Origin of the sequence: Pseudomonas sp. RL_15y_Pfl2_60 (genome assembly GCF_963970595.1) — a bacterium.
Classification (GTDB): domain Bacteria; phylum Pseudomonadota; class Gammaproteobacteria; order Pseudomonadales; family Pseudomonadaceae; genus Aquipseudomonas.
Genome location: NZ_CAXAOE010000006.1, coordinates 347381 through 362166 on the forward strand (window position 1 = coordinate 347381; position 14786 = coordinate 362166).

General features: G+C 55.0%; 11 protein-coding genes. 4 read left to right on the plus strand and 7 right to left on the minus strand.

Annotated elements, in window-relative coordinates:
- Window positions 1-30: 30 nt before the first annotated feature.
- From AACY26_RS17990 to AACY26_RS18005, 4 genes are all read right to left on the minus strand, one after another.
- Complete coding sequence (locus AACY26_RS17990; RefSeq protein WP_339516005.1) at window positions 31-633, minus strand: DUF924 family protein; 603 nt, start codon at window positions 631-633, stop codon at window positions 31-33.
- Between the two features lie 3 nt (window positions 634-636).
- Window positions 637-1644: a class 1 fructose-bisphosphatase gene (locus AACY26_RS17995; protein WP_339516006.1), complete on the minus strand. Its 1008-nt coding sequence runs from the start codon at window positions 1642-1644 to the stop codon at window positions 637-639.
- 80 nt (window positions 1645-1724) lie between these two features.
- Window positions 1725-3626: an esterase EstP gene (gene estP, locus AACY26_RS18000; protein WP_339516008.1), complete on the minus strand. Its 1902-nt coding sequence runs from the start codon at window positions 3624-3626 to the stop codon at window positions 1725-1727.
- Window positions 3627-3747: 121 nt separating this feature from the next.
- Window positions 3748-5400 carry a histidine kinase N-terminal 7TM domain-containing diguanylate cyclase gene (locus AACY26_RS18005; protein ID WP_339516009.1) on the minus strand — a complete coding sequence of 551 codons (1653 nt, stop codon included), beginning with the start codon at window positions 5398-5400 and terminating at the stop codon, window positions 3748-3750.
- A gap of 358 nt (window positions 5401-5758) precedes the next feature.
- On the opposite strand from AACY26_RS18005, the gene AACY26_RS18010 reads away from it, so the two are divergent.
- Entirely contained in the window at window positions 5759-6160 is a 402-nt protein-coding gene (locus tag AACY26_RS18010; RefSeq protein WP_339516010.1) for a YkgJ family cysteine cluster protein, read from the plus strand.
- Window positions 6161-6246: 86 nt separating this feature from the next.
- Here the strand turns inward: AACY26_RS18010 and cptA are convergent, their stop codons facing one another.
- The 3 genes from cptA to thiI all read right to left on the minus strand — a co-directional run bounded on the left by cptA (window position 6247) and on the right by thiI (window position 11669).
- On the minus strand, window positions 6247-8001 hold the full coding sequence (cptA, locus tag AACY26_RS18015; RefSeq protein WP_339516011.1) for a phosphoethanolamine transferase CptA: 1755 nt from the start codon (window positions 7999-8001) through the stop codon (window positions 6247-6249).
- A gap of 230 nt (window positions 8002-8231) precedes the next feature.
- Entirely contained in the window at window positions 8232-10043 is a 1812-nt protein-coding gene (gene typA, locus AACY26_RS18020; protein ID WP_339516012.1) for a translational GTPase TypA, read from the minus strand.
- Window positions 10044-10214: 171 nt separating this feature from the next.
- Window positions 10215-11669: a tRNA uracil 4-sulfurtransferase ThiI gene (gene thiI, locus AACY26_RS18025; protein ID WP_339516014.1), complete on the minus strand. Its 1455-nt coding sequence runs from the start codon at window positions 11667-11669 to the stop codon at window positions 10215-10217.
- 327 nt (window positions 11670-11996) lie between these two features.
- On the opposite strand from thiI, the gene glnA reads away from it, so the two are divergent.
- The 3 genes from glnA to AACY26_RS18040 all read left to right on the plus strand — a co-directional run bounded on the left by glnA (window position 11997) and on the right by AACY26_RS18040 (window position 14752).
- Window positions 11997-13403, plus strand: a complete 1407-nt coding sequence (glnA, locus tag AACY26_RS18030) for a glutamate--ammonia ligase (RefSeq protein WP_087518528.1) — start codon at window positions 11997-11999, stop codon at window positions 13401-13403.
- 174 nt (window positions 13404-13577) lie between these two features.
- The gene (locus AACY26_RS18035; RefSeq protein WP_339516018.1) at window positions 13578-14138 is read left to right on the plus strand and encodes a DUF4124 domain-containing protein; all 561 of its coding nucleotides are present in this window, start codon (window positions 13578-13580) and stop codon (window positions 14136-14138) included.
- Window positions 14138-14752 carry a DUF4124 domain-containing protein gene (locus AACY26_RS18040; RefSeq protein ID WP_339516020.1) on the plus strand — a complete coding sequence of 205 codons (615 nt, stop codon included), beginning with the start codon at window positions 14138-14140 and terminating at the stop codon, window positions 14750-14752. Before AACY26_RS18035 ends, AACY26_RS18040 begins: the two co-directional genes overlap by 1 nt.
- Window positions 14753-14786 lie beyond the last annotated feature (34 nt).

Here is a 14786-nt window from a genome sequence, read left to right on the forward strand (position 1 = left end):
GGCATAGTCCATCATCTGCCGCATAGGACGTCAGAAACCCGAGCCGGGTTCCTGCAAAAATAACTGTTCTTGTTCAGTCGAGGGACGACCTAGAACCTTATTGCGATGCGGAAAGCGTTGAAAGCGCGCGATAATTCGATGATGACGCTCGGCGTAATCAAGATAATCGGCAAACAGTGCTTGTTCAGCCTGAGGGGCCTGGTCAAGAAGCCCAGCGAAGGCAGCAACCGCCTGATCCTGCAGGCGCAGGTCTTCGGCGTGTTCCAGCACCAGATAGATAAACACCCGCTGGATAGGTGCCAGTTGCAGGTCGATGCCTTGCGCAATGCCTGCTAGAACATATTGCTGGGCCAAGACATCGCCGCTATAGCCACGTGGATCATCGCGGTAGATCATGCGCGGCAATTGATCGAGCAAGAGCGTCAGTGCGAGCCAGCCTTCCGGGTGCTCGCGCCACTCACGCAATTGCCCCGCCAACGCCTGCTCGACCCAACCACCGAAGCGCTCCCGCGCCTCGGCATCTTGGCTGTCACGCTTGCCAAACCAGAGTTTGGAGCGTGCACCAGCAGCCTCGACAGCAATTGTCGATGGACCAAACCACCACTCAAGCAATTCGTGCCAAGGCTGATTCACGGCCTACTTCTTATGGTAAGAGGTAACGCGCTCAACTTCTTCTTTCGAGCCTAGGTACACCGCTACACGCTGGTGCAAAGAAGTCGGCTGGATATCCATGATGCGCTGTTCGCCGTTGGTCGAAACACCGCCAGCCTGCTCAATGATGAACGACATTGGGTTAGCTTCGTACATCAAGCGCAGCTTGCCTGGTTTCTCAGGTTCACGGCCATCGCGCGGGTACATGAACAAGCCACCACGGGTAAGAATACGATGCACATCAGCCACCATGGCTGCAATCCAGCGCATGTTGTAGTTCTTCTTCAGCGGTCCCTCTTCACCGGCCAGCAATTCGCCCACGTAACGCTTGACCGGCTCTTCCCAGTGGCGCTGGTTGGACATATTGATGGCAAATTCCTGGGTGGTTTCAGGCACCTTGATATTGTCGTGGGTCAGCACAAAGCTACCCAGCTCACGGTCCAGGGTGAAGCCTTTGACGCCGTTGCCCAGGGTCAGCATCAACATGGTCTGCGGGCCGTAGATCGCATAACCTGCAGCCACCTGCTCGGTACCTGGCTGAAGGAAAGCTTCCTCGCCCAGGTCGCCCTCGTTACCGTTGCGGTCAGGACAACGCAGGACCGAGAAAATGGTCCCAACAGATACGTTCACATCGATATTCGAGCTGCCATCAAGCGGGTCAAAAACCAGCAAGTACGCGCCTTTCGGATAACGGCCAGGAATCTGATAGGCGTTGTCCATTTCTTCAGACGCCATACCCGCCAAGTGCCCGCCCCACTCGTTGGCTTCAAGCAGAATCTCGTTGGAAATAACATCGAGCTTCTTTTGCACTTCACCTTGGACGTTCTCGGTTTCCATGCTGCCTAGCACGCCGCCAAGCGCACCCTTGGACACTTGATGGCTGATCGCCTTACAGGCCCGTGCAACAACTTCAATCAGGAAGCGAAGATCAGCCGGGGTATTGTGGCTGCGGGTTTGCTCGATCAGATAGCGACTCAGGGTAACGCGGGACATGTGAGGCTCCGGAGATAAGAAATCGCGCGCAGTTTAACCGGTTATGGGCGCCAGCGTCTTGTGCTGCCGCCCATCGGTATTTACCAGTCCCAGGCCAGGGACAGTGCAACACCTTGCTGCTTGTTGTCGTCACTCTTACTCAAGCTGTAAACCCCGCGCAATGCAAGATCGCTAGCCAGTTGCTGGCTGAAGCCGAGACTGGCGCGGTCGAGGTTGTCATCCGGGGTATAGCCCTCAAGCTTGTAGTCAATGCCCGGCAGGCTATTGAGCGAAACCCGAACATCGGTGCTGTCATCGTCGTATTCGGTTTCATGGGCGACTTCGGCGAAGACCTGAGTGGCCTGGGTGATGGCCCAACGCCCTTGCATACCGATACCAAGGCGCTTCGAGGTGCGATCTTGATCACCGAAACTGAGGGCCGTTGAACTTGCACCGCTTTCATCGTAGCCATCGACCTCGACTTTGGCGTAGTCAGCGCTGACAAACGGGCTCAAGTGCCAGTCGCTGCCAGGTTGGGCGATGTCATAGCCGACCCGTCCGGAAAGTGCCCATAAGGTGCCATCAGTATCGCCTTTCTCCGAGCGTGTGACCCGACCGAGCTCGAGCTTGCGCTTGAGGTCATGGTAGTCAAGATAGCCAGCAGTCACGGACGCATCCGCCCACCAGCGATTGTGTTGATACTGGGCAAATGCGCTGCCCAGATAGCTGCGCATGTCGTAGTCGGAGTCCGCACTGCCGACCTCGAGATTTTGCTCGTAAAGCCCCATCACAACCCCAAAACGCCAGCTGTCATCGACACGATAGCTGCCGCCTACGTTGAGGCTGTAACCGTCGCCGTCACCACTTGGCGAAGCGGCCTGGCTGTCAAAGTCCAGATGCTGGCCCGCGCCCGAAACAATGGCCCGCCACTGCCCCACGGGTTGCCAGGCTTCCCAGTCCGCAATGTACTGGTTACGCAACTGGCCCTGATGCGCACGCAAGGTGCCGTGAGCCATTTCAGGCAACAGACTGGCTTCCCACGGCGCCGCCAGCAGCGAGTAGGCGTAATCGGCGAAAATCTCTTGCACGGCGGTGGTCGGGTGCACGCTGTCGTTATAAATCAGCTTGCTTGGGTCTGGTGTCGCACTATTGATGCCCCAGGTGGCGTTAACGTCGCCGCAATCGGCAAAGCAGCTGCCGGTCAGGTTCTGGCTGGAATCAAAGCCATAAGCCGCTGCATTTTGCAGTACCTCGCTAAACAGGACCGGCACGTTGAGCGGGATAATTTGCGCATCGATTTGCGACAGCTGGCTAACCAACTCAGTGTTGAAATCCTGGCCAATCGAGGTAATGGTAGGCGCTAAGGCGGTGCCTGAAATTGCTGGCGTGGTGCCCACATCTGGCAGCAGTGAAACCATGATGTAGCGTGCGCCAGCGCCCTGTAGCGCGCGCACGCTATCGGCCAGTTGGGTTGCCGCTGCTTGCGGGCCCGAGCTGAAGATGGTGCCTTGAAGGAAGTCGTTACCACCGCCATTGACGTAGAACAGCGCGTTGCGATCCAGGCTCAAGCCCCGATTTGCAAGATCAACCAGGTAGCCATCGCGCGTGCGCGTGCCTGCAACCGAACCGCCAGGCTGGGTAATTGAGTCGTAGATTTGATCGGTGCGGTAACCGCCCACCGCCCAGTTATTGCCGTCGGCCAAGCCTTGATCGGCATAAACCTGAGAAGTTGAAGGCGCTTGCGGCCCCAGGCCAAGCGCTTCACCAAGCAGCATGGGTGAAGTCGAACCGTAGATTTCACCGCTGCCATTTTGATAGGTCGGACCGACCCGGTTGGTAAAGCGGCGCGTCGCGCCTGCGGGACCATCTGCATCAGCAAACTGTCCGGCGTCACTTAAACTATCGCCAAATACAATCAAACTGCTGAAGGGACCGGCGCTGGTGAAGGTCGAATAGCTGGCAAGCATGCACGCCAAGGCGAGCGGAGTCAGAGTACGTTTCACTGGGTAATCCTTTATTTATTGTTATAGGCAGTACCAACAGCTCAAATTTAGCCAGTTTTGCAATTGATTGCACGAGCTTATCTGACCGCATAGCCGCAAGCAGTCATTACCAGGACGCTACTTAAGCAAGTGTGACCACTTGGTTACGCCCCGCGCGCTTGGCTTGGTAGAGCGCGGCATCGGCTACATCAAGTAGCTCATCCAGGTTGAGGCCTTGAGTTGGCCAGCAGGCAATACCAGCAGACAAGGTCACCTGGCGCATGCCGCCACGGGTTTCCAATGGCTGCTCCGCCAGCTGTTTACAGATGATATTCAAGCGTTTAGACGCTTCCTCAAGATCAGCCCCCGGCAGCACCAGGAGAAATTCCTCGCCACCGATGCGGAACGCGGCATCGGAGCTGCGCACATTGCGTCGCAGGTTATCGGCCAGCGCCTTGAGCACATCGTCACCTTCAAGATGACCATGCTTATCATTGAGCAGCTTGAAGTGATCAAGGTCTATCAGAGCCAGTGATAGTGGTTTTTGCTCGCGTTGCACCCGGTCTATTTCCAACGCAAAAAACTCTTCCAGATAGCGCCGGTTGTAGAGCCCGGTAAGCGGGTCACAAAGTGCTTGCTCACGCAGTTGTTCATGCAAACTCGAGATTGTAAGCAATCTCTGCTCACTGACCGCCAAGGCTTCAGCCAACTGCAATTCACTGATATGCCTTTGCGAGACGTCTCGCAGATAAAGCATTTGCCCCAACAGAGTCACTTCATGGCGTGTGCTGCGTTCAACCGCACGGATATTCAACTCGAAGTATCGGTCGAGAGAAGGTAATGACAGCAGTTGGTTTGGCTCGCAACCATCGGCCTGACTGATAATCTCATGGAGCTTTGCTCCCACCACTGGCCAATCCCGTAAATGTCGTCCCTGCCAGCCGCGCTCGAGCCCTGAAAGCTTGAGCGCTGAAGGGTTCACCTCGACCACTCGCATCTGTGAATCGACCACCAGGACCGGATCAAACAAAGCCTCGAGCAATAAATTACGGGCCACCGGCAACAAGTCAAACAGGCGTACCCCGACAATCAGCCAGGCAAAAGCCATCAGGGTAAATGCAAAGCTGAATGGGGTCGGGTCAAAACCAAAAAGCGAAATACCGAGGAACACGTGGCTGGCGTTTACCGCCCAAGGCACCAGCGTGAGCAATAAAAAAACCAGGTAGTGACGACGATAAAGGCCACTGCTTTGCAGCACCGCGCGGATGACAATACCAGAGCAGAACAGCATGCAAATGTAGCCATAGGCTGTCGCGAAGTAATACGCACTGCCGTGGACATACTTGATCGGCGAGCCGTAGTCGTTGCTTAGCGGCGCTGTTTGCTCGGTGTACATCAAGTGGTGCCAGGGATTGGTCAACGCCAAGGCCCAGTACAGTGCGGGCGCCAGCATCAGCATCGCCAGTACAGGACTGCTCAGGCGTTGATGCTTGCTGTAGATGTATTGCCAGAGAAACACCGCCCAGAATGTCGGTGTCAGGAGGATTCCGGGCCAGGCCATACTCGCCCAGAACATTTTGCATTCAGCACCTTGTGCAGCCATTTCGAGGCTGGCAGCGAGCATCCACCAGAGGCAGGCCAGGTGCAGCCAGATAAAGTTACTCTGCCCCGGAAAGTAACGTTGCTGCGCAACCCAGCGCGACAGCAGCACGACTCCGAAGCAAACCACGCCGGTGATCAACAGCTGTACCGGGAAAGCCCAGCCTGACTGACTGCAAGCGTTGAAAAAATTCAACGCACTGCACTCCATCGCAGCAATTCGACACCGACAGTCGCGCCCAGGCAATGATTACGACTAAAACCCGAGTATGACCACGCCCCACAAGCCACGATGTGCAAAGGATCACCCTGATCTAAACCAGAAGAAAATGTAGGCTATCGAATAGCCGTAAACTACTGCCTATCGCCCAGTTCAAAATCGCGCAACCAACCGCTGAAGCGCAATGCTTTGGCAGTTTAACACCTCGTATAAACACCAACACCTTGTGCACTGCTAAACTTGCCGTGGCAACCGGTCGGCAGATACCTCTTCACAAAACGCCTGACATCGCTATCATCGCCCGCCGCGACTCCCTCCTACGCTTAGCAGACCCATGAAAAACAACCTGATTGCCGCCGCCGAAATCGATCGCCTGGATACCTGGGCCAAATACACCAGCGACATGTGTCACAGCTGCAACTCCAGCTGCTGCCAACTGCCCGTAGAGGTGCGCCTCAACGATCTGATTCGCATGGGTGTGGCCGATGAGTTTGAAAAAGGCGATCCGCCAAGGAACGTCGCCAAACGTCTGCAAAAGGAAGGCATCATCGAGCGCTTCAACCAGAAGTCCGGCATCTTCACCCTGACCCGTTTGTCAAACAATGATTGCATGTACCTAGACCGCAAATCGCGCTTGTGCACCATCTACGACGTGCGCCCGGAAACCTGCCGCAACCACCCCAAAGTCGGCCCACGCCCCGGCTACTGCGCCTATATTCCCAAGCCAGCACGCTAAATCGTAGCTGACGCCTTTATTCTGGAAATAAAAAAGCCCCGCAAAATCTGCGGGGCTTTTATCTGGCAAACCCAGGCCTGGCAAACTCAGGATCGACCGGGCTGGCTGGTTGCCAAATCATCCTTACTCAACTGGATTTTCTTTGGCTTGATCAAGCTGAAATCGATCAACGACTTCGGCTCATAGGGATCGCCAATAATTTGTGGCCGCACGATGAACTTGTTACTGACCAAGCTCTTGCTCCGATCCAGCTCACTAAAGCTCAGCCCCGCCAAATCAGCCCAGGTGTGAATCAGGTTGGAGCTGCTGTAAGGCCGCTCAAGCATGCTGCTGAAATCAAAAGAAGCGTGTGCTTTCCACTTTTCCGAGGCCCATACCATAAATGGAATGGTGTACATCGGTGAGGTTGGCTTGCCTTCGTTACGCCCAATCACGCCGCCTTTTGGGGTGTCGAACACCGCTTCGCCATGGTCCGACAGGTACAACAAGAAACCATCCGGCTTGCTCGCCGAGAACTGCTTGATCAGGCTGGACACTACAAAATCGTTATACAACACCGCGTTGTCATAACTGTTGTAGGTCGCTAACTGGTCCTCGGTCACCCACTTGGGCGCACCCTTGTTATCGGTGAATTTCTCGAAATCTTCCGGATAACGGTACTTGTAGCGCATGTGCGTACCCAGCAAATGCACAACGATCAGCTTGCGTGGGGCTTTGTCAGCCAGCACCTTGGCAAAGGGTTCAAGTACATCACCGTCGTATTGGCGGGCATTCTGATTCAGGTTGTTATTCAGGTAATACTGCTCATCGGTCTGTTCCGAGAAAGTCGTGAGCATGGTGTTGCGCTTGGTCATGGTCTGCTGGTTGGTGATCCAGAAGGTCTTGTAACCTGCTTGTTTCATCATGTTGACCAGCGACGGCGTCGTCAGGTAGCCGTCTGGATTCTTCTCATCAGCAAAGGTCAGAACCTGCTGCAATGCCTCGATGGTGTAGGGCCGCGGGGTGACGACATTGTCGAACACCTGTAGCTGATCACGCAGCTTGTCCAGCTCGGGCGTGGTTTCACGCGGGTAGCCATATAGGCTCATGCGTTGCCGGTTGGTTGATTCACCAATCACCAACACCAAGGTTGTCGGCTTGCCAGCACGGGAGTCCTTCATTGCCTCGAGCGGCGCAAGCCTGGCGTTGCCAGCCAGGAGTTTCTCCATGCTGTCGAGTTGCTGGCGATATTTACGAAAGCCCACGACCAGCTGCCAAGGCACCGCCGGTTCGATGCGCTCTTCAAACTTCTCGAAGGCCAGGCCCAGGGTTGCACGCTTACTGATTTCCTTGGCCAACGGATAGCCAATCAAGCTAAGCAACAGAACAACACTGAGTACCCTGGCCTGGGTAACGCCGAATTCCAGTGGCCGGATCTTGCGCCACAATAACCAGGCGACAAAGGTATACGCGAGGTAGACCGGAATCATCCACCACACAAAATAGTGGCCAAAATATTCCATGCTTTCCGCCACGTTCGATTCGAACATGATGAAAATGACGCTTTGTGAAAATTGCTGGCCGTAGATGCAGAAATAGCCCAGCCCGACCAAGGAGCACGCCCATAAAACCACACCGACAACAGCGGCGATGGTTTTGGTGTGCCTAGGGAACAACAAGACCGGAACCAGCCAGATAGCACTGATCAAGAATGCCTGGCGGAAACTGACGAAACCCGTGGTGTCAGTCAGTTGAATCAATAACTGGGTAACGCCGGAAAAATACCAGAAGAACAGGAATAACCAGCCAAGTCCCGCCCAATCCCATCGCTTATCATCCTTGGCCTGTGCCGATGCCCGCATGCTCAACTCCTATTCACTCGCAACACACTCAACTGCCCCGCATAGCTGCGTTTAAAACGGGGTCGAGCAATTAAAGCCGGCCACGGTATCAGAAACATTGTGAAAAGATTGTTGTTTGCCAACGCCCCGTTCTGCTGCCGTCTAGCGACTGCCTGGCGATGAACCACGGACAAAAAAAGCCCCTGACAGCCAAGCTGCCAGGGGCTTTGAGATGCCGCGAAAACTAATGCTTAGTTTTTGCTGGCACGCTTACGGTCTGTCTCAAGCAGGAACTTCTTACGCAGACGGATCGACTTAGGCGTGATTTCAGCCAGTTCGTCGTCTTCGATGAATTCCAGAGCCTGCTCCAGGGTGTAACGGATTGGCGGAACCAGAGCGATGGTTTCGTCTTTACCGGAAGCACGCATGTTATCGAGCTTCTTGCCCTTGGTTGGGTTAACAACCAGGTCGTTGTCACGGCTGTTGATACCAACCAGCATGCCTTCGTAAACGTCGTCACCGTGGCCGAGGAACAACTTACCGCGAGCCTGCAGCGTTTCCAGCGAGTAGGTCAGTGCCTTACCCGTGGCGCTGGAAACCAGAACGCCCTGAATACGACCGCCCATATCGCCCGACTTCATCGGACCATAGTGGCTGAAGATGCTGGTCAGGATGCCCGAGCCCGAGGTCAGGGTCAGGAACTGGTTACGGAAGCCGATCAAGCCACGCGCAGGAATGGTGTACTCAAGACGTACACGACCCTTGCCGTCTGGAACCATGTTGGTCAGGTCACCTTTACGGTTACCCATCTGCTCCATCATCGGACCCTGATGCTGCTCTTCCAGGTCGATGGTGACGTTTTCGAATGGTTCGTGCTTAACGCCGTCAACCATGCGAATGATAACTTCAGGACGGCCTACAGCCAGCTCGAAGCCTTCGCGACGCATGGTTTCGATCAGTACCGAGAGGTGCAACTCACCACGACCGGAAACCTTGAACTTGTCAGCGCTGTCGCCTTCTTCAACGCGCAGGGCAACGTTGTACAGCAACTCTTTGTCGAGACGCTCTTTGATATTACGGCTGGTGACGAACTTGCCTTCCTTACCGCAGAACGGCGAGTCGTTGACCTGGAAGGTCATGCTCACGGTTGGCTCGTCAACGGTCAACGGCTCAAGCGCTTCAACATTCAGCGGGTCGCACAGCGTGTCGGAGATGAACAACTCGTCCATACCGCTGACACAAACGATGTCACCGGCTTGCGCTTCGTTAACTTCAACGCGCTGCAGGCCCGAGTGACCCATGATCTTGAGGATACGGCCGTTACGTTTTTTGCCGTCAGTGCCAATAGCGGTCACTGGAGTGTTGGTCTTGACCTTACCGCGAGCGATACGACCGATACCGATTACACCCAGGAAGCTGTTGTAGTCCAGCTGCGAGATTTGCATCTGGAACGGGCCATCGACGTCTACAGCTGGAGCCGGTACGTGGTCGATGATCGCCTGGAACAGCGGGTCCATGGTTTCTTCGAGCTTATCGTGCTCAAGACCTGCAATACCGTTCAGGGCGCTGCAATAAACGATTGGGAAATCGAGCTGCTCTTCAGTTGCACCCAGGTTATCGAACAGGTCGAAAATCTGGTCAACAACCCAGTCAGGACGCGCGCCCGGACGGTCGATCTTGTTGATTACAACGATAGGACGCAGGCCAGCCTTGAACGCTTTCTGAGTTACGAAGCGAGTCTGTGGCATTGGGCCGTCTTGGGCGTCAACTACCAGCAGCACGGAGTCAACCATGCTCATTACACGCTCTACTTCACCACCGAAGTCGGCGTGGCCGGGGGTGTCTACGATGTTGATGTCGTAGTCATGCCATTTCAGCGCGGTGTTTTTAGCCAGGATGGTAATACCACGTTCTTTTTCCTGGTCGTTGCTGTCCATCACGCGCTCGTTTTCAAGCTCTTTACGGTCAAGCGTGCCGGACTGGCGCAGGAGTTTGTCTACCAGGGTGGTTTTACCATGGTCAACGTGGGCGATGATTGCGATGTTACGTAGATTATCGATCACTTGTGTATCTCGATCAGAGGATTCGGTTTGCCGCATAGTGTAGACGGCGAGTATTAAGGTTGTGCTAGACGACGTAAAAACGCATTGGGCAGGTCGCAGCCCAGAAGCTTTTACGCCGCCTGTATGTCGGGAGGGCGATGGCGGATGCTGCCGCCATTCAACCCGGGCGTCTTATGTCGGACGATAAACGCGCACATTCGCATGCCCCTCATTTAACAAGTGGTGGGCATGCAAGCGACTCATAACGCCCTTGTCGCAATACAGCAGATACTGGCGACTGGGATCCAACTCTTTAAAGCGACTGTTGAGTGCGTAGAACGGCAGCGTTTGCACTTCAGAGCCGGGTAACTGCAGTGGCTCGTCCTCGGCGCTGTCCGGATGACGGATATCAATGATGACGTGACCGGCAAGGGCTTCGCTGACTTCCTCAACCTGAATATCTTTGCCCAGCTCGTCGATAACCTTATCGATCGGCAACTGGGTTGCGCTCTGTACTGCACGCTCAAGCACCGCCATGTCGAACTGCTTTTCTTCATAAGCAATGCGATCAGGCTTGGCTTTGGTGGTCGGGTTCACCGAAATCACACCGCAGTATTCGGGCATATGCTTGGCAAAGTCGGCGGTGCCGATCTGCGTCGCGGTATTGATGATGTCCTGCTTGTGGCTGGCCAACAGCGGGCGCAGCACCAGCTTTTCAGTGGCGGCGTCGATCACCGACAGATTCGGCAGCGTCTGGCTCGACACCTGGGAAATAGCCTCGCCCGTCACCAACGCATCAATTTGCAGACGATCACTGATCTGCGTGGCGGCGCGCAACATCATGCGCTTCAACACCACGCCCATCTGACTGTTATCCACTTTGCCGAGGATTTCGCCAAGCACTTCTTCAAAAGGCACGCTAATAAAGAGTACGCGCTGCGAGCTGCCGAACTTCTTCCACAGGTAATGGGCGACTTCCATCACGCCCAGCTCGTGGGCGCGGCCGCCGAGATTGAAGAAGCAAAAGTGCGTCACCAAGCCACGGCGCATCATCTGGTAGGCGGCGACGGTTGAGTCAAAGCCACCCGACATCAATACCAGCGTCTGCTCCAGCGAACCCAGCGGATAACCACCCAGGCCTTCATGCTGGTTATGAATGACAAACAGGCGCTGGTCACGGATTTCCATGCGCACAACAACGTCAGGCTCTTTCAGCGAGATGCCGGCAGCGCCGCACTGTTGGCGCAACTGGCTGCCCACATAACGTTCAACATCCATCGAACTGAATGGGTGCTTGCCCGCTCGCTTGCAGCGCACAGAAAAAATCTTGCCCGGCAATTGGTCGGCAAAGTGCAGCTTGCACTTTTCCAGCACATCGTCGAAATCACCCAGTGGGTATTCGTTGACTTCAAGGAAATGAGTAATGCCCGGTGTGCAGCTCAGGCGGTCAGTCAGCTCGCCGAGAAGCTTGGCATCGGTTAAGGTTGTTTCAACTTCCAGATTGTCCCAGACACCGCTAACCGAGAGCTGCGGATCGAGATCGCGCAACACCGAGCGGATGTTCTTCGCCAACTGCCGGATAAAGTTCTTGCGAACGGGCCGACTCTTGATGGTGATTTCTGGGAAAACTTTTACGATCAGTTTCATGGAAGCAACGCGCGCCAAGCTCGCGAAAAAACAGGGGCGCGGATTATAGCGGAAATTGTGCAAGGTTTGATCAAAAACCTTACCTAAACATTTTTACGCACCGTATTGGTGCTTTATCAGTTTAAATAGCACTTACTTGGTGCAGCAATATCCACGCAACTGCGAATAAACCCCCGGCGCGCCTGCGTTTGCGGGTTTTAGTCCATCACAGTGCACTGGCATGCAAATTGCTCCCTTGTGAGGCAGGTAGTACTGGCGGAGTATCCGCCGAGCTTTTCCGAATTTTGTGGGCTCAACAGATTGAGCCTTATCCGCCTGGAGGACAGCATGTCGAAGTCGATTCAACTTATTAAAGAACACGACGTGAAGTGGGTTGACCTGCGCTTCACTGATACCAAGGGTAAGCAGCACCACGTAACCATGCCAGCCCGCGACGCGCTGGACGAAGACTTCTTCGAACACGGTAAAATGTTCGACGGCTCCTCTATTCATGGCTGGAAAGGCATCGAAGCTTCAGACATGATCCTGATGCCGGTTGACGAAACCGCTGTACTGGATCCATTCACCGAAGAGCCAACCCTGATTCTGGTTTGCGACATCGTTGAGCCAAGCACCATGCAAGGCTACGACCGCGACCCACGCTCCATCGCCAAGCGCGCTGAAGAATTCCTCAAGTCGACCGGCATCGGTGACACTGTATTCGTTGGCCCTGAGCCAGAGTTCTTCATCTTCGACGAAGTGAAGTTCAAGTCGGACATCTCCGGCTCGATGTTCAAAATCTACTCCGAACAGGGTTCCTGGAACACTGACGGCGACATCGAAGGCGGCAACAAAGGCCACCGTCCAGCCGTCAAAGGTGGTTACTTCCCAGTTCCACCATGCGACCACGACCACGAAATCCGTACCGCCATGTGTAATGCCATGGAAGATATGGGCCTGGTCATCGAAGTTCACCACCACGAAGTGGCGACTGCTGGCCAGAACGAAATCGGCGTCAAGTTCAACACCCTGGTTGCCAAGGCTGACGAAGTTCAGACCCTGAAGTACTGCGTACACAACGTTGCCGATGCCTACGGCAAAACTGCGACCTTCATGCCTAAGCCACTGTACGGCGACAACGGCTCGGGTATGCACGTACACATGTCGATCTCCAAAGACGGCAAGAACACCTTCTCCGGCGAAGGCTATGCCGGCCTGTCTGACATCGCTCTGTACTTCATCGGCGGTATCATCAAGCACGGTAAAGCACTGAACGGCTTCACCAACCCATCGACCAACTCGTACAAGCGTCTGGTCCCTGGCTTCGAAGCTCCAGTAATGCTGGCCTACTCGGCTCGTAACCGTTCGGCATCGATCCGTATTCCTTACGTTGCCAGCCCTAAAGCTCGCCGTATCGAAGCACGCTTCCCGGATCCAGCAGCCAACCCATACCTGGCTTTCGCAGCACTGCTGATGGCCGGTATCGACGGTATCCAGAACAAGATCCACCCTGGCGATGCAGCTGACAAGAACCTGTATGACCTGCCACCAGAAGAAGGCAAGTTGATCCCACAGGTTTGCGGCAGCCTGAAAGAAGCCCTGGAAGAGCTCGACAAAGGTCGTGCGTTCCTGACCAAAGGCGGCGTGTTCAGCGACGACTTCATCGATGCTTACCTTGAGCTCAAGCACGAAGAAGAAATCAAAGTCCGCACCTTCGTACACCCACTGGAATACGACCTGTACTACAGCGTTTAATCCAGCCGGTATGACAAAAGGCCACCTTCGGGTGGCCTTTTGTTTTTTTACGCCTTGCCCAAACGCCGCTCAGCCCCTTGTTTTATGCGCCCGCACACACTGCAACATGCCGACACTTGCCAGCAGCGCTGAGCAGTGCAATCTTTATTAGCAAACTCAATTAAGAGATCGGCCATGCGCACACTAATTGCCTGCCTTTTACTCGCCGCCGCCCTGCCAGCCAGCGCGCAGATCTACAAATACACAGACGCCAACGGCAATACCGTTTTCACTAACGAGCCACCGCAGGGTGTAGACACCGAAACCATCGAGCTGCCGAAAACCAATACGGTGGAAATGCAAACGCCGAAACAGCCGATAAGCAATGAAAGCGATGAAGCCCCCGCGCAAGTCCTGGCCGCCTACCAAGTCCTGGAACTGACCGGCTTGCCAGATGAAGCAGCGCTACGCGCCAACAACGGTACCTTCAGCGTCGGGGTTAATATTCAGCCACGGCTGTCACCGGCACACCGCCTGCAACTCCTGCTCGACGGCCAACCTTACGGCGAACCCACTAACGTACCGCGACTCCAGCTCAATAATGTTGATCGCGGCGAACACTCGATCGCGGTCCAGGTAATCAGCACCACTGGCACCGTGCAACAAAGCGAAACCAGCACATTCACCGTGCAGCGAGTCAACACCAATAACAGCCCGGCATTCGCCCCTAAACCCAAACCTAAGCCAGCCCCTTAATGCGCGCACTCTTAACCTGTTTATTGCTACTGAGCAGCCTGTCCGCATCAGCACAGGTCTACACCTATATAGATGCAGAAGGAAATCGGGTATTTACCGACCAACCTAGGGGCGGTAATGCAAAACCGGTGCAGATAGCACCGACCAACCGCATAACCCCGACCATCAAGCTCAAGCCAGAAGTTGTAGAAAACCAACCCGTGGTGCTGTCCTATCAGATGCTGCGCATTCTGGTGCCGCAACCGGATGCAACGATTCGCGACAACGCCGGCAACCTGATTGTCAGCGCCACCAGCGAACCCGAGCTGCTGCCTGGACACCGCTTTCGCTTGATTCTCGATGGCAATGCCATTGGCGAGGCCGGTCGCAGCCCGGTTTTCCCACTGGAAAATATTGATCGCGGTACGCACCAGTTGGCGGTAGAGATCGTTGATGAGAACGAGCGCATCATTGAACGAACCCCCAGCCAACCGTTTCACCTGCTGCGCACCTCGCTTGCGCAAAAACGCCAGGTCAACCCCTGCAAGCTGAAAGACTTCGGTGTGCGCCCGGAATGCCCTCTCAAAGACAAGCCTGAAGAAGAAAGCGACATCCCCTTTGTGCCATTTATGTAGCCAACGCACCATTTAAGCGCACATACAGACAACC